Origin of the sequence: Streptomyces sp. NPDC052079 (genome assembly GCF_040680275.1) — a bacterium.
In the GTDB taxonomy this organism is placed as follows: domain Bacteria; phylum Actinomycetota; class Actinomycetes; order Streptomycetales; family Streptomycetaceae; genus Streptomyces.
The window spans coordinates 159,145-178,785 of the sequence record NZ_JBFAWL010000011.1; the positions used below are offsets into that span (position 1 = coordinate 159,145).

12 protein-coding genes are annotated in these 19,641 nt (G+C 72.7%); 8 read left to right on the forward strand and 4 right to left on the reverse strand.

Annotation, left to right across the window (positions count from 1 at the left end; genetic code table 11):
* Positions 1 to 615 precede the first annotated feature (615 nt).
* The 6 genes from AB0L56_RS18775 to AB0L56_RS18800 all read left to right on the forward strand — a co-directional run bounded on the left by AB0L56_RS18775 (position 616) and on the right by AB0L56_RS18800 (position 9,957).
* The gene (locus AB0L56_RS18775) at positions 616 to 2,484 is read left to right on the forward strand and encodes an acyl-CoA dehydrogenase family protein (RefSeq protein WP_361022818.1); all 1,869 of its coding nucleotides are present in this window, start codon (positions 616 to 618) and stop codon (positions 2,482 to 2,484) included.
* Positions 2,485 to 2,528: 44 nt separating this feature from the next.
* Complete coding sequence (locus AB0L56_RS18780; protein ID WP_361022814.1) at positions 2,529 to 2,819, forward strand: acyl carrier protein; 291 nt, start codon at positions 2,529 to 2,531, stop codon at positions 2,817 to 2,819.
* Positions 2,819 to 6,838, forward strand: coding sequence for an amino acid adenylation domain-containing protein (locus tag AB0L56_RS18785; protein WP_365424602.1), 4,020 nt, complete (start codon positions 2,819 to 2,821; stop codon positions 6,836 to 6,838). Before AB0L56_RS18780 ends, AB0L56_RS18785 begins: the two co-directional genes overlap by 1 nt.
* Complete coding sequence (locus AB0L56_RS18790; protein ID WP_361022808.1) at positions 6,822 to 7,277, forward strand: SRPBCC family protein; 456 nt, start codon at positions 6,822 to 6,824, stop codon at positions 7,275 to 7,277. Before AB0L56_RS18785 ends, AB0L56_RS18790 begins: the two co-directional genes overlap by 17 nt.
* A 113-nt stretch (positions 7,278 to 7,390) precedes the next feature.
* Positions 7,391 to 8,698: a beta-ketoacyl-[acyl-carrier-protein] synthase family protein gene (locus AB0L56_RS18795; RefSeq protein WP_365424604.1), complete on the forward strand. Its 1,308-nt coding sequence runs from the start codon at positions 7,391 to 7,393 to the stop codon at positions 8,696 to 8,698.
* Positions 8,695 to 9,957 (forward strand): beta-ketoacyl-[acyl-carrier-protein] synthase family protein, encoded by a 1,263-nt coding sequence (locus tag AB0L56_RS18800; RefSeq protein WP_365424606.1) that lies wholly within the window; start codon positions 8,695 to 8,697, stop codon positions 9,955 to 9,957. Before AB0L56_RS18795 ends, AB0L56_RS18800 begins: the two co-directional genes overlap by 4 nt.
* Before the next feature lie 55 nt (positions 9,958 to 10,012).
* Here AB0L56_RS18800 and AB0L56_RS18805 read toward each other — a convergent pair whose 3' ends face one another.
* Complete coding sequence (locus tag AB0L56_RS18805; RefSeq protein ID WP_365424608.1) at positions 10,013 to 10,690, reverse strand: ANTAR domain-containing protein; 678 nt, start codon at positions 10,688 to 10,690, stop codon at positions 10,013 to 10,015.
* A gap of 289 nt (positions 10,691 to 10,979) precedes the next feature.
* On the opposite strand from AB0L56_RS18805, the gene AB0L56_RS18810 reads away from it, so the two are divergent.
* On the forward strand, positions 10,980 to 11,249 hold the full coding sequence (locus AB0L56_RS18810) for an STAS domain-containing protein (RefSeq protein ID WP_361022796.1): 270 nt from the start codon (positions 10,980 to 10,982) through the stop codon (positions 11,247 to 11,249).
* Positions 11,246 to 12,199: an anti-sigma factor RsbA family regulatory protein gene (locus tag AB0L56_RS18815; RefSeq protein ID WP_365424611.1), complete on the forward strand. Its 954-nt coding sequence runs from the start codon at positions 11,246 to 11,248 to the stop codon at positions 12,197 to 12,199. The genes AB0L56_RS18810 and AB0L56_RS18815 overlap by 4 nt, the downstream gene beginning before the upstream one ends.
* A gap of 16 nt (positions 12,200 to 12,215) precedes the next feature.
* Here the strand turns inward: AB0L56_RS18815 and AB0L56_RS18820 are convergent, their stop codons facing one another.
* The 3 genes from AB0L56_RS18820 to AB0L56_RS18830 all read right to left on the reverse strand — a co-directional run bounded on the left by AB0L56_RS18820 (position 12,216) and on the right by AB0L56_RS18830 (position 19,356).
* Entirely contained in the window at positions 12,216 to 13,253 is a 1,038-nt protein-coding gene (locus AB0L56_RS18820) for a rod shape-determining protein (RefSeq protein WP_365424613.1), read from the reverse strand.
* A gap of 141 nt (positions 13,254 to 13,394) precedes the next feature.
* Positions 13,395 to 18,305 carry an SAV_2336 N-terminal domain-related protein gene (locus AB0L56_RS18825; RefSeq protein ID WP_365424615.1) on the reverse strand — a complete coding sequence of 1,637 codons (4,911 nt, stop codon included), beginning with the start codon at positions 18,303 to 18,305 and terminating at the stop codon, positions 13,395 to 13,397.
* On the reverse strand, positions 18,295 to 19,356 hold the full coding sequence (locus AB0L56_RS18830; RefSeq protein ID WP_365424617.1) for a MoxR family ATPase: 1,062 nt from the start codon (positions 19,354 to 19,356) through the stop codon (positions 18,295 to 18,297). The genes AB0L56_RS18825 and AB0L56_RS18830 overlap by 11 nt, the downstream gene beginning before the upstream one ends.
* Between the last annotated feature and the right edge of the window lie 285 nt (positions 19,357 to 19,641).

Here is a 19,641-nt window from a genome sequence, read left to right on the forward strand (position 1 = left end):
GCGGTCACCAGCCCCGTCCGCTCCGATCGGATTCGGTTTCAATTGCATGTTCAAGGAAGTTGCCCCGGTGTGGAATTCATGAGTCCGTCATGCGGAAAGTTCGGAATTAATCCTTCCGGCGGAATTTCTTCTTCCACGACAAAAAAAGCTTAAAATGGTGACCTGACTCACAAGATTCTGCACGGAACGAATGCTAGGGTCCTGGACGTAGCGCAGAACCGCCACGTGCGGGCGCGGGTTGTCACGCCCGGCAGCTACAAACGGGGAAGGGGTCTCGGTGAGACCCGTCATATCAGGGTTCTGTCCACGGTTGGACGAGGACCTGCACGCATACGTCACGGGGGACGTGCAAGTGAACCAGATTCCATTCGGCTGCCGTATCGGGTAGCGCCGGCCGCCTGCGTCACCGGCGCGCGATCGTTCCAGGTCCCGTGCCCTTCGACAGGCGTGCCCGCGTTCGGGGGGCAGCTTCCTTCCTGAGGTCTGCCGTGGCACAGGGTCGTGCCGCGCACCGATCTTCTCGCACTGTTTGCCCTCCTCACACTGTTTTCACCGTCGGCACATGATGACCTGTGCCAATTCCCTACTTTTTCATGCGCTGAATTGGAGTATTCAATGCGCGAATTAGAGGCCGAAAAACAACTTGTGGGTTCCGTCGCCGTCAAGGAGGCCGAGCGTCCGGTGGACGCCATCGCCCTCGCCGAGGCGATGGAGGAATGGCTGGGAGATCCCGAGCTGGCGGCCAACTCGACGTCCTTCGCCCGGGCCCTGGAGCTCGACGAGCGCGAGGAATTGCCGGCCGACGGTATCCAGCGGGTGCGCGCGTTCGGGTTCCATAGGTACTTCGTTCCCGAATGGCTCGGCGGTGACCTCCGCTCCACCGAGGAACTGCTGATGCTCACCCGTGTGATCGCCCGGCGCGACATGAACGTGGCGGTCAGCGAGAGCACACAGGTGTGGATGATGCTCGCCTGGATCGGCGGGGACGCCGAGCAGCGGGCCAAGTGGGCGGCCACCGTGCTGCGCGGCGGGGTGATCCCCTGTCTCGCGTACTCCGAGCCCGGACACGGCGCCGATCTCGCCGCGAACGAGTTCACGGCCACGCCGGAGGGCGGGACGTACGTCCTCTCCGGCGAGAAATGGCCCATCAACCGCGGCCGGACGTCCACCCACGTGGTGCTGCTCGGTACCACCGGCGGCGACGAGGTACCGGCCAAGCGCAAGCAGTCCATGTTCCTCGTGGACCGGTCACAGGTCCTCTCCGGCCAGGTGACCGGCGTACCTCGCGTCCCCACCTACGGCCTGCGCGGCTGTGACATCAGCGGGGTCGCCTTCGACGACGCCAGGGTCGATGCCTCCGCCCGCCTGGGCACCGAAGGAGAGGGACTCGAACTCTCCCTGCGAGGGCTGCTGATCACCCGGACCCTGTGCACCGGACTGTCCCTGGGCACGGGCGACACCATGCTGCGGACGGCAGGCGGGTTCCTGGCCGGCCGTAACCTGTACGACGGCCCGGCCGGCGAGATCCCGTATGTCGCGGAATCCCTCGCGAACGCCTACGTGAGCCTGCTGGTCGCCGAGTGCGAAAGCCTCGTGGCGATGCGCGGGCTGCACCTCTACACCGAAGAGTTCAGCGTCTGGGGCAACGCCGCCAAGGTGCAGGTGGCCCGTCTCGTCGACTTCAGCAGCAAGGCGCTGGCCCGCACCCTGGGCGCCCGGTACTACATGCGGGCCCAGGAACACGTGGGCATCTTCCAGAAGATGCTGCGTGACGGCGCCGTCGTGTCCGTCTTCGACGGCAGTGAGCCGGTCTGCCTGGACAGCATCACCCTGCAGTTGGCCGCCCTCGCCAAGTCCCACGAGCGGCCGCGGGACGAGGACTTCAGCGCGCTGTACGACCTTCGGGCCGGCCTGCCGTCCTTCCAGCCCGCCCGGGTGAGCGTGTTCGGGCGCGGCAAGGACGCCGTCTTCGCCAGTCTCCCGTCACTGATCGACCGGCTGGCGGAACTCACCCCGGACGCCGGCTGCCACGAGGAGCGACTCACCGCGCTGCGGGCCGGCGCCGAGGATGTGCGCGAGCGGCTCGACGCGCTGTACGAGCGGTTCCACCAGGAGCGGCGGGCGACGGACCGGGCGGACCGGCCGTCGGCGTCCGGCAAGACCACCTCGCCCCGGCTGATGCGGCTGGCGGAGGAACTGTGCGCCCTGCACGCCAAGGTGGCCGCCCTCGGGGTCTGGCTCCACAACCGGGACCACCTCGACGAGTTCTTCGCCGCCGGCGCGTGGCTGGAAGCCGCCCTGGCCCGTGAGCTGGTGCACGAGTACCACATCGGCGATCTCGACCCCGCCACCGCGCGCACGCTCCTCGACCGCATGAACTCCCAGCGCGAGAACAACGAGTTCTTCTCCATCCGGACCATGCGCCAAGCCGGTCCGGGTGTGCACGAGGCGAACTCCGGCGGGCACCGGCCCACCTCCCTGTGAACGACCCACTTGCTCATCGGAACACCGGAAGGTCCCTACGCGCGATGAACACCAAGACCATGACGCTCGACGACATCAAGCACGTACTCACCAAGGCCGTGGCCGCCGAGGCCGGCATACCCGCCGGGGAACTCGCCACCGACCAGCCCTTCACCTCCTACGGACTCGACTCCATGGCGGCCCTCTCCGTCGGTATGGAGGTCGAGGACGCCTGCGGTCTGTCCGACCTGCCGGTGGATCTGCTGTGGGACCACCCCACCGTGGACGCCCTCTCCGAAGCGCTCTGGAAGCTCATGAACGCCGAGTCGGTGCCGGCCGCCACGGACGGCCGCTGATGACGACCGGAACGACGATGACCGACGACACCACGGCAGTCGCGCTGCCCTACGTCAACGCGCAGCAGGCCGGCCTCTGGTTCATCCATGAAGCCGACCCGCAGTGTTCCGCCTACCACATCGTGTTCGGCGCCGAGGTCACCGCCGACGCGGAACTGGGCCTGCGGGTCAGGGAGATTCTGGACGACCTGATGAGCGAGCACGACGCGCTGCGCGTCTGCTTCCGGCCGGGCGACAACGGGCCGACGCAGTGGGTCCAGGAGGCCGTACCGATCGACATCCGGCACCACGACGCGCGGGACCTGGACCCCGGGACGCTGCGCGAGCGCGTCCGGGCCGACACCCGGGCCCCGTTCGACCTGTCCCGGCCGCCGTTGTGGCGCGTCCACCTGTACCGCACCGGGGAACGTACCTGGGTGTTCGCCGCCGTGATGCACCACGCCGCGGGCGACTTCTGGTCACTGGCCCTGCTGCTCTCCGAGGTGCGCAGCCGGCTCGAGGGCGTACCCCATCGGTTCACCCTCGACGGCACGGCCTTCGCGAAGTACGCCGAGCAGCAGCAGGCCTTCCTGGCCACCGACAAGGCCCGGACGCTGGTTGCCGACGAGGCCGCCAGGCTGGCCGACGCACCGCCCGGCCTGGACCTCTGCGGTGACCGGCCCCGGCCGCCGACGCCCACGTACGACGGCGGATCGGTGCCGTTCGCCCTGTCGGCCGACGCGACCGAGGCGGTACGGGACCTGGCGCGCGAGGCGTCGGCGACGCCGTACATGGTGCTGCTGTCGGCCTACTTCGTGCTGCTGAGCCGGCTGAGCGGCCAGTCGGACGTCCTGGTGGGCACCCCGACCTCCGGCCGGCTGCAACGGCAGTTCCGCGACGCCCTCGGCAACTTCGTCAACACCGTCGTCGTACGCGGCGAGATCGACGAGAACGCCACATACCGCGAGGTGCTCGCCTCCACCCGGGCCCGCACCCTGGAGTCGATGCGGGCGCAGGAACTGCCCTTCCCCTGGCTGGTGCGGGAACTCGCCCCACCGCGGGACCCGAGCCGGACACCGCTGTACCAGGCCGGTTTCGCCTGGGACCGGCTGCCGTTCCTCACCGACATGGACGCCTTCTTCCTGCTGGACCCGGGCGCCGGCGCCGAGCTGGAGATCGCGGGCGCCACCCTGAGGCCGTACCCGCTGCCGCAGCAGGAGGGCCAGACGGACCTCTGGGTCGAGATGGGCGGTGAACGGGACGGCGCCTTCGCGGGCGTACTGCGCTACAACACCGACATCTTCGAGCCGGGCACGGCCCGCGAGCTGGCAGCCGCCTTCGTCACCACGGTGCACACCCTCGTCCAGCACCCGGACGAGCCGCTGCACGGGCTCGCCCGGGTGGACGCGCGCCAGACGGCACAGCTCGCCGCACAGGGTTCCGGGCCGGTGCGCGAACTGCCCCCGGGCCGGCTACCGGAGCTGTTCCGGGAGCAGGCGGGGCGCACACCCGGGGCGACCGCCCTCGTCGCCGACGGCGAGGAGTGGAGCTACGGGCGTCTGCTGGCGGAGACCGAACGGGTCGCCACCGCGCTGCGCACCGCCGGGATCACCCGGGGGGACCGGGTTGCGGTGATGGCGGAGCGCGGCGCCCCGCTGGTGGCAGCCCTGCTCGGTGTGCTGGAGGCCGACGCCGCCTATGTGCCGCTGGACCCCAAGCTCCCCGTGGAGCGGCTGGCCTACATGGCCGAGGATTCCCGCGCCCGGCTGCTGCTCGGCGACCGGAGTTTGAAGGAGAGCCGGCCGGCCGGGCTGCCCGTGCTGAACCTCGACGACCTGGAGACCGGCGTCGTCGGCGCCGTCGCACCGGAGCCCCGGGACGGCGACAGCGCACCACCGGAGGAACCGACCGCGTCGGACCTGGCGTACATTCTGTACACCTCCGGTTCCACCGGCCGCCCCAAGGGCGTCGGGATCGGGCACCACGCGCTGGTGAACCTGCTGCTGTCGATGCGGGAGAACACCGGCTTCTCCGCCTCGGACGGCCTGCTCGCCGTCACCACCATCTCGTTCGACATCGCCGGGCTCGAACTGTTCATGCCTCTGGTGGCCGGCGGCCGGGTCATCGTCTGTGACAGTGAGACGGCCGCCGACGGCGCACGCCTGGCGACCCGTATCGAGGACTCCGGCGCGACCTGGATGCAGGCCACTCCGACCTCCTGGCGCATGCTGCGCGACGCCGGGTGGGACGGCTGCCCGCGGCTGAACGTCCTGTGCGGCGGCGAGGAACTGCCGCTGGAACTGGCCGAGTTCCTGGCCGGCCGGGTCGCGGGTCTGCACAACGTGTACGGGCCGACCGAGACGACGATCTGGTCCACCGAGGGCCGCGTCGACCCCGCCCGGGGCATCGACATCGGCCGGCCGCTGGCCAACACACAGCTGTACGTGCTGGACCCGCAGGGGCGCCGTGTCGAGCTCGGGTTCCCCGGCGAGCTGTGGATCGGCGGCGACGGACTGGCCATCGGGTACTGGGGCCGGCCGGAACTGACCGCGGAGCGCTTCGTCACGGGACTGCCCGCGGCTCCCCGGCAGCGGCTGTACCGCACCGGTGACCGGGCCCGCTGGACCAGTGACGGGCGACTGCTGCACCACGGCCGCCTGGACAACCAGGTCAAGCTGCGCGGCTACCGCATCGAACTCGCCGAGGTCGAGGCCGTACTGCAGGCGGTGGACGGGGTGTCCGCGGCGGTCGTCGTGGTCCGCGACGACCGGCTCGTCGGATACGTCGTGCCCGAGCCGGGAGCCGAGCCGAGGCCGACGGAGATCAAGTCGGCGGCAGCCGTCTCACTGCCGCAGTACATGGTCCCGGGCATCATCGTCCTCCTGGACGAACTGCCGCTGACCGCCAACAAGAAGATCGACCGCAACCGGCTGCCGGCACCCGCCGTCACCTCGGAGGCCACCTTCGAGAAGCCGCGCGACGCCACGGAGATCACCCTGGCGCGGATGTGGACCGAGATCCTCGGCATCCCCGAGGTCGGCGTTCACGACGACTTCTTCGACGTGGGTGGCCATTCCCTGCTCGCCGTCCGGCTCAGCGCCGCCATCCGCGAGGAGTGGGACGTGGAGATCCCGATCTCCGAGCTGCTGCGGCAGGGCACCATCGCCGAGCTCGCCACGACCGTCCGACGCGGTGGCCAGGAGACCTCCCGCGCCCCGATCGTCACCCTGCGCGAGGGGGAGGCGGACAGCAGGCCGCTGTTCCTGTTCCACCCCTTCGGCGGCACCGTCTTCTGCTACGTCGAGCTGACCCGCCACCTGCCCACCGGCCGTGGGGTCCTGGCCGTCGAGGCACCCGGCATCGAGACCGTGGGCGAGGCCGAGGTCAGCGTGGAGGGCATGGCCGCCCGCTACATCGAATACCTCAAGGAGATCCAGCCCGCCGGGCCCTACGCCCTGGGCGGATGGTGCTTCGGCGGCGTCATCGCCTACGAGGTGGCCGGCCAACTGCGGGCGGCCGGTGAGGAGATCGAACTGCTTGCCGCCATCGACAGCCGCGCACCGATCGAGGAGAACATCCCGGAGACCGCGGACGACGCGACGATCCTGTCGTGGTTCGCCCGTGACCTCGCGGTGCCCTACGGAAAGACCCTCGACATCCCGGCGGAGGAACTGCGGGCCCTCGGCGGCGACGCCGCCTTCGACCACATCCTTCAGCGGGCCGCCGCCATCGGTGTCCTCGCCGAGGACGCCGACCGGGCGCAGATCCTGCGCTACTTCGAGGCATACCTCGCCAACGGCATCGCCCTGCAGACCTATCTGCCCGAGCCGAACGACCTCGACCTGCTGCTGCTGCGCGCGGTGGACGAGCAGACCGACTACGGCCCGAAGCTCGGCTGGGAGGCACTGGTCAAGGGATCGCTCCAGGTCGTCGACGTCTCCGGCGACCACAACTCCGTCATGTATCCGCCGCACGCCGCCGTCGCCGCACGGGCGATCGCACCGCACTTGGGAGCACACGCCGATGACACTCAGGGCTGAGTACGCATTCGACCTTCCGGTGACGCCGAAGGAGGCCTTCTCCTGGCTGTCGGACCCTGCCCGTGACCCCGAGTGGCAGTCCGCCTGCGTGGGAACGCGGCTGCTGGACGGAGCCGCGCGCGCAGGCTGCCGGTACGAGATCACCTTCCAGCTGATCGGCAAGAAGATGACCTTCACCGTCGAGATCACCGAGTTCGAGCCGGGGGTGCGCTCCAGGTTCCACGTGGTGGACGGGCCGTTCGGCTACACCGGCACCTATGACTACACCGAGCACCCGGACGGCACCACCGGCGTGCACTGGACCTTCGACGTGGAGCCCGGGGACTACTTCGGGATCATGCCGAAGTCCCTGCTGAGGAAGGTGCTGGTCACCCAGGTCAAGAAGGACTCCGGCAAGCTCGCGGCGCAGCTCGCGCCGACGGCTGCCGGGCGGCCCTGACCGCCGCACGCACACGGTCCGCCGGAGGCGCCGGCGCGCCTTCGGCGGACCCACCGGCACGGTCGGCCGTCGTGCCTTTCCCTGCCACAACCCCTGAACAGGAGAAGTGAGTCATGCCGGGGACACATCCTCAGCACGAGCGCACGAAGGTCGTCGTCACCGGCCTCGGCGAGACCACCGCGCTCGGTGGTGACGTCGCCAGTACCTGGGACGCGATGGTGCGCGGTGAGAACGGCATCCGCTTGCTGGACGACCAGCCCTGGACCAAGGACATGCCCCCGGTGCTCGGCGGGCGGATCAAGGTCGAACCGGGACCCGGGCTGGAACACAAGCAGCGTCGGCGCCTGAGCCGCACCGCCCAGTTCGCCGTGACGGCGGCGGCGGAGGCCTGGAACGACTCGGGCCTGGACAGCGCCTCGGTCCGGCCCCGGCGGGTGGCCGTGGTCGTGTCGGCCGCTCTGGGCGACATGAACGCGATGATCGATGGCTGGGAGGCGCTGAAGGGCCGCGGCTGGAACCGGGTCCCGCCGCTCACCGTGCCGATGTCCATGGGCAACGGGGCCGCGGCGGCCGTCGCGCTGCTGGTGAAAGCCCGCGCCGGGGTGCACGCCACCGTCAACGCCTGCTCCTCCGGAACCCAGGCGCTGACCACAGCGGTCGAACTGATCCGCCGAGGAGAGGCCGACGTCGTGGTGGCCGGAGGTGCCGAGGCACCGCTGCACCCCCTCGTCATCGCGTCCTTCGGCTCCATGCGTGCCCTGTCCAAGCGGGTGGACGACCCCGCCTCGGCGTGCCGGCCGTACGACGCCGGACGCGACGGAATGGTGCTCGGCGAGGGGGCCGGCATCCTCGTCCTCGAGTCGGAGGAGCACGCACGCCGGCGCGGTGCGCGCAGCTACGCCGAGCTCGCCGGCGTGGGCGTCACCTCCGACGCGTACGACATGGTGCAGCCCGACCCGTCCGGCGCCGGGACCGCCGCCGCCCTGCGGGCCTCGCTCGCCGACGCGGGCGTGACGCCCGAGGAGGTGGCGCACCTCAACGCCAATGGCACGGCGACCCTGCCCGGGGACACGGCCGAGGCACACGGCGTCCAGACCGTCTTCGGGGACGCCGGACACGCCCCGGCACTGTCGGCGAACAAGTCCATGACCGGGCACAGCCTGGGGGCGGCCGGCGCGATCGAGTCGATCGCCACGGTCCTCTCCCTGCATCACCGCATCGTGCCGCCGACCCGCAACTTCACGCGCCTCGACGAGGGCCTCTCCGTCGACGTCGTGCACGGCGGCCCGCGCAAGCTCGAAGGCGACCAGAACGTGGCGGTGAAGAACTCCGCCGGCTTCGGCGGGCACAACGTCACCCTCACCTTCCGGGGCGTCGCCGCCCAGCCCCTCATCGATCCCGACGTGGAGCAGTTCCTGTGACAGCGCTCGACCGAACCGTGGTCGTCACCGGCCTCGGTGCCACCACACCCCTGGGCGGCGACGCCGCCTCGACCTGGCAGGGCCTGCTGGCCGGCCGCTCCGGAGTACGTCCCCTGCGGCACGAGTGGACCGCCGAGGTCCAGGTCCGCATCGCCGCGGAAGCCGCCGTGGAGCCGAGGGAGGTGCTCTCCGAAGCCGAAACGGGCAGGCTCGACCGCGCGGCCCAGTTCGCTCTCGTCGCCGCCCGGGAGGCGTGGGGCGACGCGGGCTTCACCGGCCGGGCCGGCACGGACGCCGTCGTGGACCCGGACCGTCTCGGTGTCGTCGTCTCCTCCGCCATCGGCGGGATGACCTCGCTGCTCGACCAGTACGAGATGCTCAAACAGCAGGGGCCGCGCGGGGTCTCCTCGCACGCCATGCAGATGATGATGGCAAGCACCCCCTCGTCCACCGTCGGCCGGGACGTCAACGCCCGCGCCGGTGTACACAGCCCGGTCAGCGCCTGCGCCACCGGTGCCGAGGCGATCGGCTACGCCGTGGAGATGATCCGCACCGGCCGGGCCGACATCGTCCTGGCCGGCGGCACCGAGGCGGCCATCTGCTCGCTCAACATGGCCGCCTTCGGCAACATGATGGCGATGTCCAAGCGCAACGACGACCCGGCGGCGGCCTCCCGCCCGTACGACGTCGACCGGGACGGCTTCGTCATGGGCGAGGGCGCGGGTGTCGTCGTCCTCGAAGCCGCCGAGCACGCCGCCCGGCGCGGTGCGCGCGTCTACGCGGAGGCCGTGGGACAGGGGCTCTCCGCCGACAGCCACCACATCACCCAGCCCGAACCGACCGGCCGGGGCATCTCCGCCGCCCTGACCAACCTGCTGGATGCCACCGACCTCGAACCCTCCGAGATCGCGCACGTCAACGCGCATGCCACGTCCACGCCGATGGGCGACGTCGCCGAGATCACCGCGCTGCGTAAGGTGTTCGGCGACGACACCGACCACTTCGCGGTGTCGGCCACCAAGTCCATGACGGGCCATCTGCTGGGCGGGGCCGGCGGCGTGGAGTCCGTCGCCGTCGTCCTCGCTCTGCGGGACCGGCTCGCCCCGCCGACCATCAATCTCGACAGCATCGACCCGGAGGTGGACATCGACATCGTCCGCGCAACCCCCCGGCCCATGCCCGAGGGCCGCATCGCGGCCCTGAACAACTCCTTCGGATTCGGCGGGCACAACGTGGTCCTGGCGTTCCGCACCGTGTGACGCGCCCGACCGCCGAACCACCTTCGGCCCCCCCGTCGCCCCTGGGCCCCGCTGCTCAGGGGTGACGGCGGGCGAGGGCCCTGGACAGAGCGTCCCGCACCGCTTCCGGCGGTCGGGGACCGTTCGGCCGGGAGCCCGCCGCGACCGCCTCGGCGACCGCGCGCAGCTTGGTGTTGGACAACTGCGACGCCTCCCGCAGGATGTGCCAGGCCTCGTCCGACGTACAGCCGTACGTCGCCATCAGGATGCCGCGCGCCTGGTCGATGACCGGGCGGGAGGCGATCGCCTGCCGCAGCTGCTCGACCTCCTCCTGGAGCAGAAGCAGCCGCTCCTCGCGTTCCCGCGCCACCGCCGTGAGGGCCGGCGACGGGGCGCCGTGCGGGGCCGGGGAACGCAGCGGGTCCGTGGTGTCGAGGCCGGCGAGTTCCAGGATGCGGCGCGGCTGGCCGTTCCAGCGGGTGGCGGTGACCGGCAGGCGGCGGCGCCGGCCGTGGTCGCGCAGCACCTCCAGGAACTCCAGTCCCGCCGAGTCCATGAAGTGCACGCCGCTCATGTCCACGTCGATCCGGGCCGTGCCGGCGGGCAGCCCGGCCAGCTTCTCGGCCAGCGCCTCGGCGCACCCGTGGACCAGCTCACCGCGCGGTGTGAGCAGCGCCCGGTCCGCGTCCATGTGACCGCCGATGACCAAGGGGTTCTGCCTTCCCGGGAGGGGGAGTGGTGCAGCGGAGCTCATGTCACCGCCTCGTCGGTGCTCGGGGAACGTCTGGTGATTCGGTCGAGTCCGGCCGCCGCAGGACCGGAGCGGTAGGCTGCGCACGGTCCCGGCTGCGCTGCGGTTGCGCCTGCCCACCGTGCGGCGTACTACACACCGCGCCGGGGAATGGCCGGGAACCGCCGGGGTAGGCGGACCCGGAAACATGGGGAGACGGGCGATGGGCGATCGGCATCGGACGCCGCACGGACCCGGGAGTCCGGGAACGGGACCGTTTCTGACCGTGCATCCGCTGGAGGGATGCCGTGGAGTGCGAGCGGCCGGGGAGATCGGTCTGGCCACGCACACGATCTGGGAGCGCGTACTGGAGCAGGCGGTACGCGAAGGTGAGGCCGTGTACTACCTGGAGCTGTCCGAGGTGACGTTCGTCGACGTCGCGGGCGCCGGCGCGCTCGCGGCCGCCGCCGAGCGGCTCGGCGACGGCCGACGGCTCGTGGTGCGCCGCCCGCCGGCCGCACTGAGCCGGGTACTGGAGATGTTCTGGCCCGGCCTGTCGACGATCGAGGTGTCGATGTCATGAGTACCGCGGCCGGGACCGCGTACGCCCTCTCCGATCCCTTCCTCCACCCCGCCCTCTTCTACCGGGACGACCAGGAGTACCTGGACGGCACCGTCCCCTTCGTGCGCGAGGGACTCGCGGCCGGCGAGCCCGTGGCGGTCGCCGTGCCCGGTGACCGGCTGCGGCTGATCCGGGACGCGCTGGGCGCCGACGCGGACAGCGTCCGGCTCCTGGACATGCGGGAGGCCGGCCGCAACCCCGGCCGGATCATCCCCGCCGTGCTGCGCGCCTTCGCCGACGCGGCGCCCGCCGGGCGCCGGGCGCGGATCATCGGCGAGCCGGTCTGGCCCGGCCGCTCCACGGCCGAGTACCCGGCCTGCGTCCAGCACGAGGCGCTGATCAACGCCGCCTTCCGGGGCCGCCTGGCGACCGTCCTCTGCCCCTACGACGCCGCACGGCTGCCCGCGTATGCCCTCGAGGACGCCCGCACCACCCACCCCGCCGTCATCCCCGCCGGCTCCCGCTCCGCACGGCACAGCACGGCGTACGCCCCCGACGCGGCCATCGCCCGCTACAACGAGCCGCTGCCGCTCGTGACGGACGCCATGACCTACCCGTTCGTGGCCGACTCACTGCCCCTGGCCCGGCACGCTGCCTCCGCCGAGGGACGGCGGCTCGGCCTCACCGGTCTCACCCTGGAGGATCTGACCCTCGCCGCGGCCGAGCTGACCACCAACAGCGTGGTGCACGGCGGCGGTTCCGGCGTCCTGCGGATCTGGGGAGAGGGCCGTCGCGTGCTGTGCGAGGTGCGCGACCGGGGCCGCATGACCGACCCCCTCGCGGGGCGCCGCCCCGCCACCCGCGACCAGCGCGGCGGACGCGGACTGCTGATGGTCAACCTGCTCGCCGACCTGGTGCGGATGCACACCGGCGACGAGGGCACCACGATCCGCTGCTGGTTCTCCCGGTGACCGGCTCCCGCGGCCGTCAGGCGCCGAGCGGGTCCAGCACGATCGGCGCGATCCTGCCCTCCAGCATCGCGCCCAGCCCCTCCACCGCGCACAGCTCCGGCCGCTCGGCGATATGCACCGGCATGCCCGTCGCCTGACGCAGCATCTGGTCCAGACCCGGCAGCAGGGCGCTGCCGCCGACCATCACGATGCCCCGGTCGGCGAGGTCGGCGACCAGATCGGGGGGGCACTCCCGCAGCACCTTCCCGATCCCGTCGAGCACCGCCGTGAGCGGCGTCTGGATGGCCCGCCGTACCGCGGCCGTGTCGACCTTCACGGAACGGGCCAGGCCGGTGGCGACGTCCCGGCCGTGGATCTCCGTCCACTGCGGGCCCTGCGCGGTGAGCCCGTTGCCGGACAGGGTGAGCTGCAGGGGCCGTACGGACTGGCTCGGCAGCATCAGTTCGTGCTGGTGGCGCAGGTGCTGCACGATCGCGTTGTCCACGGCCTCGCCGCCGACCGGAATGCGTTCCGCCTGCACGATCGACCCCAGGGAGAGCACGGCCACCTGGGTGGCCGCCGCACCGCACACCATGATCATGGTCGCCTCGGGCTGTTCCACCGGCAGACCGCAGCCGACGGCGGCGGCGATCAGCGTGTCGACCAGCTCCACACGGCGGGCACCGAGACCGACGAGGGTCTCGATCGCGGCGCGCTGGGCGAGCGGGTCGGCGTCGTGCGGGGTGCAGGCCGCCGCCCGCAGCCGCGGTTTGCGGCGCAGTGCCCGGCGGGTCCGGTCCCCGATCAGCTGCCGCAGCATGCGCTGCGCCATATCGATGTCGACGACCGTGCCGCCGCTCACGGGCCGCACGACCCGGATGTAACCGGGCGTACGGCCCGTCATCTTCTCCGCGAACTCACCGACCGCGATCAGCGCGCCGGTACGGGTGTTCACGGCGGCCACGGACGGCTGGTCGACGACGAGTCCGACGCCCTTGACGTACACCCGGGTGCGGGCCGCCCCGAGGTCGACGGCGAAGTGGCAGCGGCGCAGCTGCTCCAGACTTGCGGTCACGGCAGACCCTCCCGAGTGCGGAGCCGGCGGCCCGCCGGGCGGCGGACCTCTCAGGCATCGTGCGCGGGGCACGGGGCCGACGCCTTTCCTGGGGGGCCGGGTGGGGGCCCGCCGAACGGGCGGTGAGGATCTTCCTCCGGGTCAGGAGGCGCCGGGGAGTGGGAGGGAGAGGACCGCGTCGAGAAGCGGACGCAGTCCCTTGACTGTGAGGCTCGTCCGACCGGCCCGGCGGAAGAAGGCATCGGTGGGCCGGCAGCCGATGAACGGCACGCCCGCGACCCCGGCGGCATTGCTCTCCGCGACGGTCGACCCGATCATCACGCAGCGGGCCGGTGCTGTGCCGAGCCGCTCGAGGGCGCGGTCCACGACGTCCGGGTGCGGCATCAGCCGGGCCGGGTCGGTGGAACGGCCGTGCACGCCGCCCGTCATATGCGGGGCGAGGGCGTGCCGGTCCAGGAAGAGCGCGGCCGCGTCGGCCGCGTGATCGGTGACCACGGCCAGCCGCGGATACCGGAGGGACAGGGCGCGTACCAGCTCGACGGCCAGGGCCGCCGGCCGTGCGGTGCCGGCGGCTCGTGTCTCGTGGTGGTCGAGCTGCCCGCGCAGCTCCTTCACCGAGGGATGGGCGGCCAGCGCGCGCAGTAGTTCGACGGGGAGGATGCCGTCCCCGGTGAGCGTCACCGGCCGGCCGTCCGGCGTCAGCGGATGCCTGCCGGACAGGGCGTCCTGCGGATCGCGCGCCTCGACGGCGAGCCGGGCGAGGTCCCGTACCACCTCGGCCGCCGTGTCGTCGTCGAACAGTCTGGTGAGCGTGGTGTCGAAGCCGAGGATCACGGCGTCGGCGCCCAGGAGGGTCTCGGTGAGCCGGGTGCCGGGTGCCGGGTGCGGGGGGCGGAGCGGCGCGGCGGCGGAGACGGCGCCGATCATGACCTCCCAGCGCACAGTGCAGCCGGGTACGTCGTGCGGTCCGAGCCGGTCCAGGAGCGCCTGCCGCAGCCGCCCCGCGGCGGCGAAGGGGAGGCGGTCGGCGGCCGCGCGCAGCCGTCCCACGACATGCCGGCGGATGCGGTCCTCCACGTCGTGGTGGCCCTCCGCGACCAGGGCGACCGGGTCGGACACCTGCCACCTCGCCTCGCCCTCGACCACGGAGACGGACCCGTCCGGCAGCTCCGGGCCCCGCTCCGCCAGCACCGTACGGCGTTCGGTCAGGTCGACCTCGTAGTAGTGGTCGGCGCCCGGGACGCGGCTGGTGCTGAGCCGCCGGCCGTCGGGCGAGGCGTGGACGACCGTTCTCGTCAGTCCCTGCGACTTCGGGAGGTGGGCGGCGGGCAGCGGGAAGGGGCCCAGCACGGGGGGCGCGGGGCCGGGGGCGCGGGTGAAGAGACCGTGCCAGCCCTGCGTCGGGTCGCCGCCGAGGGGCTGGAGCGACCCGGCGAGGTCGGGGTCGGCCGTCAGTTCGTCAGGGAGGGACGCGGCGAGGGCGAACACGCCGTGCGCCTCGGAGGAGTCCAGTGCCTCACGGACCGCCGTCCCGGCGGGCAGCTCGGCCCGTCCCTCGTCCCATATACGCCCGACGGTCACGACCAGCCGGGGGCCGCCCACCTCCCTGAGCATGTCAGGGAACCCGCGCAGCGCGGCGCGCAGCAACCGCGCCGTCGGGCCGCCCGACGGGGTGAGGACCGTGTAGCCCTCGTCCCGCTCGAGGAACTCGTAGGCCCCGGCCGGCAGTTCGGAGGCGGTCAGTACCCGGGTGACCGCCCGCCCCAGGGCCGTGAGCGTGTCGGACCGCTGGGGACCGTCCGCGCAGTCGAAGAAGAAGCAGGTGCGGGCGTCGGAGTGGTCCGCCGGGCCGGGCTCGACGGGCTCGACGGGCTCGGAAGCGGCCGGTGAGGGCCCGTCAGGTGCGTCCCACGCAGGATAGGTTCCGTCGGGCAGCTCGTCCGGCGCGGCGAGCGGGTCGTAGGCCGGCTCATCGGAGGCGAGCGGCGGCAGCTGCGGTGCGCCGTCGGCGGCCTCCTCGCGCAGTTCGTGCCCGAGAGTGAGCAGTTCGGGATCCTGCCCGCCGGCCAGCTCGTACTCCTCGTACGCCGCCAGGGCCTCCTCGGTACGTCCCTGACGGCGCAGGGCGAGGACGAGGAGGCGGCGGAAGTCCTCGCGGAAGGGGTGGGCGGCCACCAGGCGTTCGAGGTCCGCGGACGCGCGCGCCGCCTCCCCGAGGTCCAGGTCGATCTCCGCGAGCTTCCGGTGCAGGTCCAGCCGGAGCCGGGCCAGCCGGCTCCGGGTGCTCCGGGCGGCGGGGCCGGGCACGCCGGCGAGGACGGCACCGTCGCTCCAGAGAGCCAGCGCGTCGGAGAGCAGCATGCGCGCCTCGGCGAGGTCGCGCCCCTTGCGCGCCCCGTCGGCCCCGCGGACCAGGACGTCGCAGAGCAGCAGGTCCACGTGATCCGGGCTGGTGTGCAGGACCAAGCCGTCGGGGAGCGTCCCGAGCGCCACCGGACCGAGGACACGGCGCAGCCGTGCGGCGGTGGCGTTGAGGACCTTCGAGGCGTCGCGCGGTTTCTCCTGCGTGCTCCACACACCCTGCTGGAGTTCGTCGAACGTCACGGTGCGTCCGTGCTGCAACAGCAGTATGGCCAGCACGGCGCGTTCGTTCGGGCCCAGGTCGGCGGGCCCGCTGTCCAGTACGACGCCGAAGGGGCCGAGCGTCCGGTAGAAGCGCGGTGTGTACGCCGCTTCGGCCCGGCGCGCGAGTTCCGGGTCGAGGAGCAGGTCCCTGCCCCGCAGCTGTTCCTCCGGAGAGGAGGACAGCAGCAGTTCGATGACGTGCCTGTACGTCGCGCGCAGCACCCGCGGCTCACCGAGGTCATCCGGGTCCGAGGGAAGGTACGGCCACGAGGGCCCTTGCAGCAGTGTCCGCAGCAGCTGGCCCAGCGCCCGCAGATTCTTGGACCGCCCCGCCGGTCCCGAGGGCCGGCCGGGTCCGGGGAGGGTGAGCTTCACCGTTCCGTCGGGCAGCAGCATCACCCGGGACCCACCGATCCAGCCGCAGGTCAGGCCCACGGAGTGCACCGCGGTGAGGGCCCGTGCGAGCTGCGCGCCCACCGATACCAGCAACGTCGGCGGCAGACCGTAACCGCGCGGCGCGGCGAAGGAGTCCAGGGGTACGCCGTCCAGCTGCTCCATGACGACGAAGGGAACGCCGCTGTCGAAGCCGGTGTCGAGGACCCGCACCAGGTTCGGATGGCCGAGCCCGTTCAGCAGTCGCACGTCACGCAGCAGCGCCGTACGCCGCTCCGGGTCGGTGACCGTCCCGTGCAGCCGCAGGACCACCGTCCGTTTCGTCTGCGTGTCCTCGGCCTGCCAGAGGGCTCCGGTCGGCGAAAGCTGCCGCACCAGCCGGTACCGGCCCCCCACGACCCGGGCGGGCTCACCGGGGCCTGGCGGCGGCGCGGTCACCTCGCCCCCCGTCATCCGCCGGGCGCTGTCCGTGCTGACCGAGGCGAACGCCTCACCGTCCACACCGGCCGCCGTACCCGAGGGAGCCGGGACGAACGCCCGGAAGTCCCCTGGCACCCAGCCCGCCCGGTCGTCGATCAGGGCGCCGACGCGGTCCAGCAGGGCGGCGGTGTCGTACCGGGCCGAGCGGGGCAGGCCGCGCAGCAGCAGGTCCCGTACGCCGGGACGGAAGGCGTAGGAGCCGGGCGGACCCGGGACGGTGGTGAGCAGCCCGCTGAGGATCACCTCGGCGAGGTGCTGGGGCCGCGGGTCCGGGTCGATAGCGGCCTGCACCAGGCGCATGACCGGTAGATCGGGGCGGCCCAGGGCCAGATGACCGGCCAGCCGGAAGGCTTCGGGGGAGGCGCTGCCCCGGAAGCGCAGGACCAGTTCCTCGGGGGTGAGGCGGCCGAGGTCCGCGCGGGTGTCGACGTCCGCCGGAAGGGACGGACGCAGGTCGGCCACGGCCCCCGGGAACGCCGTCCCGCCCGGCGCGGCGACGAGCCGGGCCCAGTTCGACAGCCACTCGGGGGCCGGTTCCAGCACCGGCAGCGGGAGCATTCCCGGCCGCCCGCCGGGGCCGGAGGCGTCGTAGGGGGTGAAGGTGAGCGTCGCGGAGGGTGCGGCCGGGTGCGGGGCGGAGAGCAGGCCCGGCGTGGTGGGCAGGGCGGTGTCCCGCCACAGGTACTCGGGCAGCGGCTGGACGACGGCCACGGGCATCCGGCGGGACCAGCGGCGCAGGGTGCCGTACCACAGCTCGCCGGCGCGGCCGGCGCGCCACTGCGGGCCCATGCAGTCGCTGATCACCAGGGTGACCCCGCGGCCGTCGGCCGGGGCCTGCGCGCCCGCACCGCGCACCGTGCCGTCGGCGCCGACGGAGAGCAGGGTGACGGTGCGGAAGATGCCGGACTGGGCGAGCGCCGTGTGCAGTTCGCGGATCAGCGGGCGCCACACCGGCATCGTGGGACCGGTGTCGTACACGAGGGTGAGCCGTAGCCAGCGTTCCCGGGCGGGGCGCATGACCGGCAGCCACCAGTCGGGGGTGGCGCCGAGGCGGGCGATGCGGTCGGCGGTCGCCCGCTCGTCCAGTTCCCTGCCCAGCGGCGCGTCGACCTGGCGTTTGAGCGGACGCAGCGACCGCTGCAGTGCGAGGGGCCGGCGAAGCATCGGGGGCGCCGGGGCGAGGAGGGCGGTGTGCGGGTCCTCCGACAGGCGGCCGGGGGACGGGTCCGGGTCCGGGTCCGGGTCCTCCGGGGACGGCAGATGGAGCGGCGCGCGCTGGGGTTCGGCGGGGGCGGCGGGCGGTGGCGGCGCGGACGGCGGGGGCCCGGAGGGCGGAACGGGCTGGGCAGGCTCGGGGGCGACGGGGTCGGCGGGCGGCCGGGGCGGGCGCGGAGGGGCGTCGCGCCGGTGCTCCATGGTCCGCGCCAGCCACAGCAGTTCGGCGAGTTCGAGCGAGGTCGGGCGCAGGCCGCCGGCCGCCCGGTCCAGGACGTCGGCCAGGCGGGACAGTGCGTCCGGGGAGCCGGAGCTCTCCGCGGGCGGGTCAGAAGGCATCGGCCTGCGGAGTCTGCCCCAGATACGGCATCAGCTGCTCGGCCAGGTCGTCCAGGGACTCCGCGCCGAGTCCGGTGCTGTGCGCCAGGTAGATCGCGTTGAGGAGCTGGTCGGTGGCCAGGTCGCCGGCGCCCGACCGGGCCAGGAAGCGCTCGATCAGGTCCTGCGCGTACGCGTCGGGCTCTCCCAGGTGCGCGCGGACGATGCCGGCGAGCTGACGGTCGTCCGGCTGGCGGAGCTTCAGCGTCACGCAGCGGCGCAGGAAGGCGGGAGGGAACTCGCGCTCCCCGTTGCTGGTGAGGACGACGAAGGGGAAGGCCCGGCAGCGGACCCGGCCGTGCTCGACCGGCACCCGTTCCCCGGTGCCGTCGATCATCACCTCGGCCTTCCCGCCGGGGCGGTGCCGGGCGGTGCGCGCCAGTTCGGGAATCCCGTACTGGCCCTCCTCCAGCACGTTCAGCAGGTCGTTGGGCAGGTCGAGGTCGCTCTTGTCGATCTCGTCGATGAGCAGCGCGCGGGGGCGGGCGTAGGGGAGGAGCGCGGTGCCCAGGGGGCCGAGCCGCAGATGGTCCTCCACGCCGTCGCCGGGCGGGTCACCGGCGGTGGTCTCCTCCGGGGCCCGGTCGTCCCGTTCGGCGGGCTGCCCGGCCGTGCGCCGCTCCGCGTACAGCCGGGAGAGCGGATCGTACTGGTAGAGGCCGTCGTTCAGCGTGCTGCGGCTGGTGATGTTCCAGCGCAGCACCGGGCCGAGCCGCAGCTCGCGGGCGACCGCGTAGACGAGCGAGGACTTGCCGGTGCCGGGCGGCCCGGTGACCAGCAGCGGACGGCGCAGATACAGGGCGGCGTTGACGAGCTGGACCGTCTGCGGTGTCGCCCGGTAGGTCGCGGCGCGATGGGTGCGGTCGGGGGAGACCGCGGCGGCGTCGGCCTCCTCGTCGGGCGGGTCGAGCGTGGGACCGCCGTCGAAGTCGCGCCAGGGCGGGGGCGGCGGCAGATGGTCGATGCCGTCGTGCGGTTCCTCGGTGCCGGTGTAGACGGGCCACAGGGGCATGGGTTCTTCTCCGTGGGGTCTCGGCGGGCGATGGGTCCCGGCGGGCGGTCAGTCGGCGGTGGTCTGGCGGCGGGTGGGCAGTCGGCGGGCGGTCAGTCGGCGGTGGTCTGGCGGCGGGTGGTCTGGCGGCGGGTGGTCAGTCGACGGGCGGGTCAGTCGACGGTGGTCTCGCGACGGGCGGTCAGGCGACGGTGGTCTGGCGGCGGGTGGGCAGTCGGCGGGCGGTCAGTCGGCGGTGGTCTGGCGGCGGGTGGTCTGGCGGCGGGTGGTCAGTCGACGGGCGGG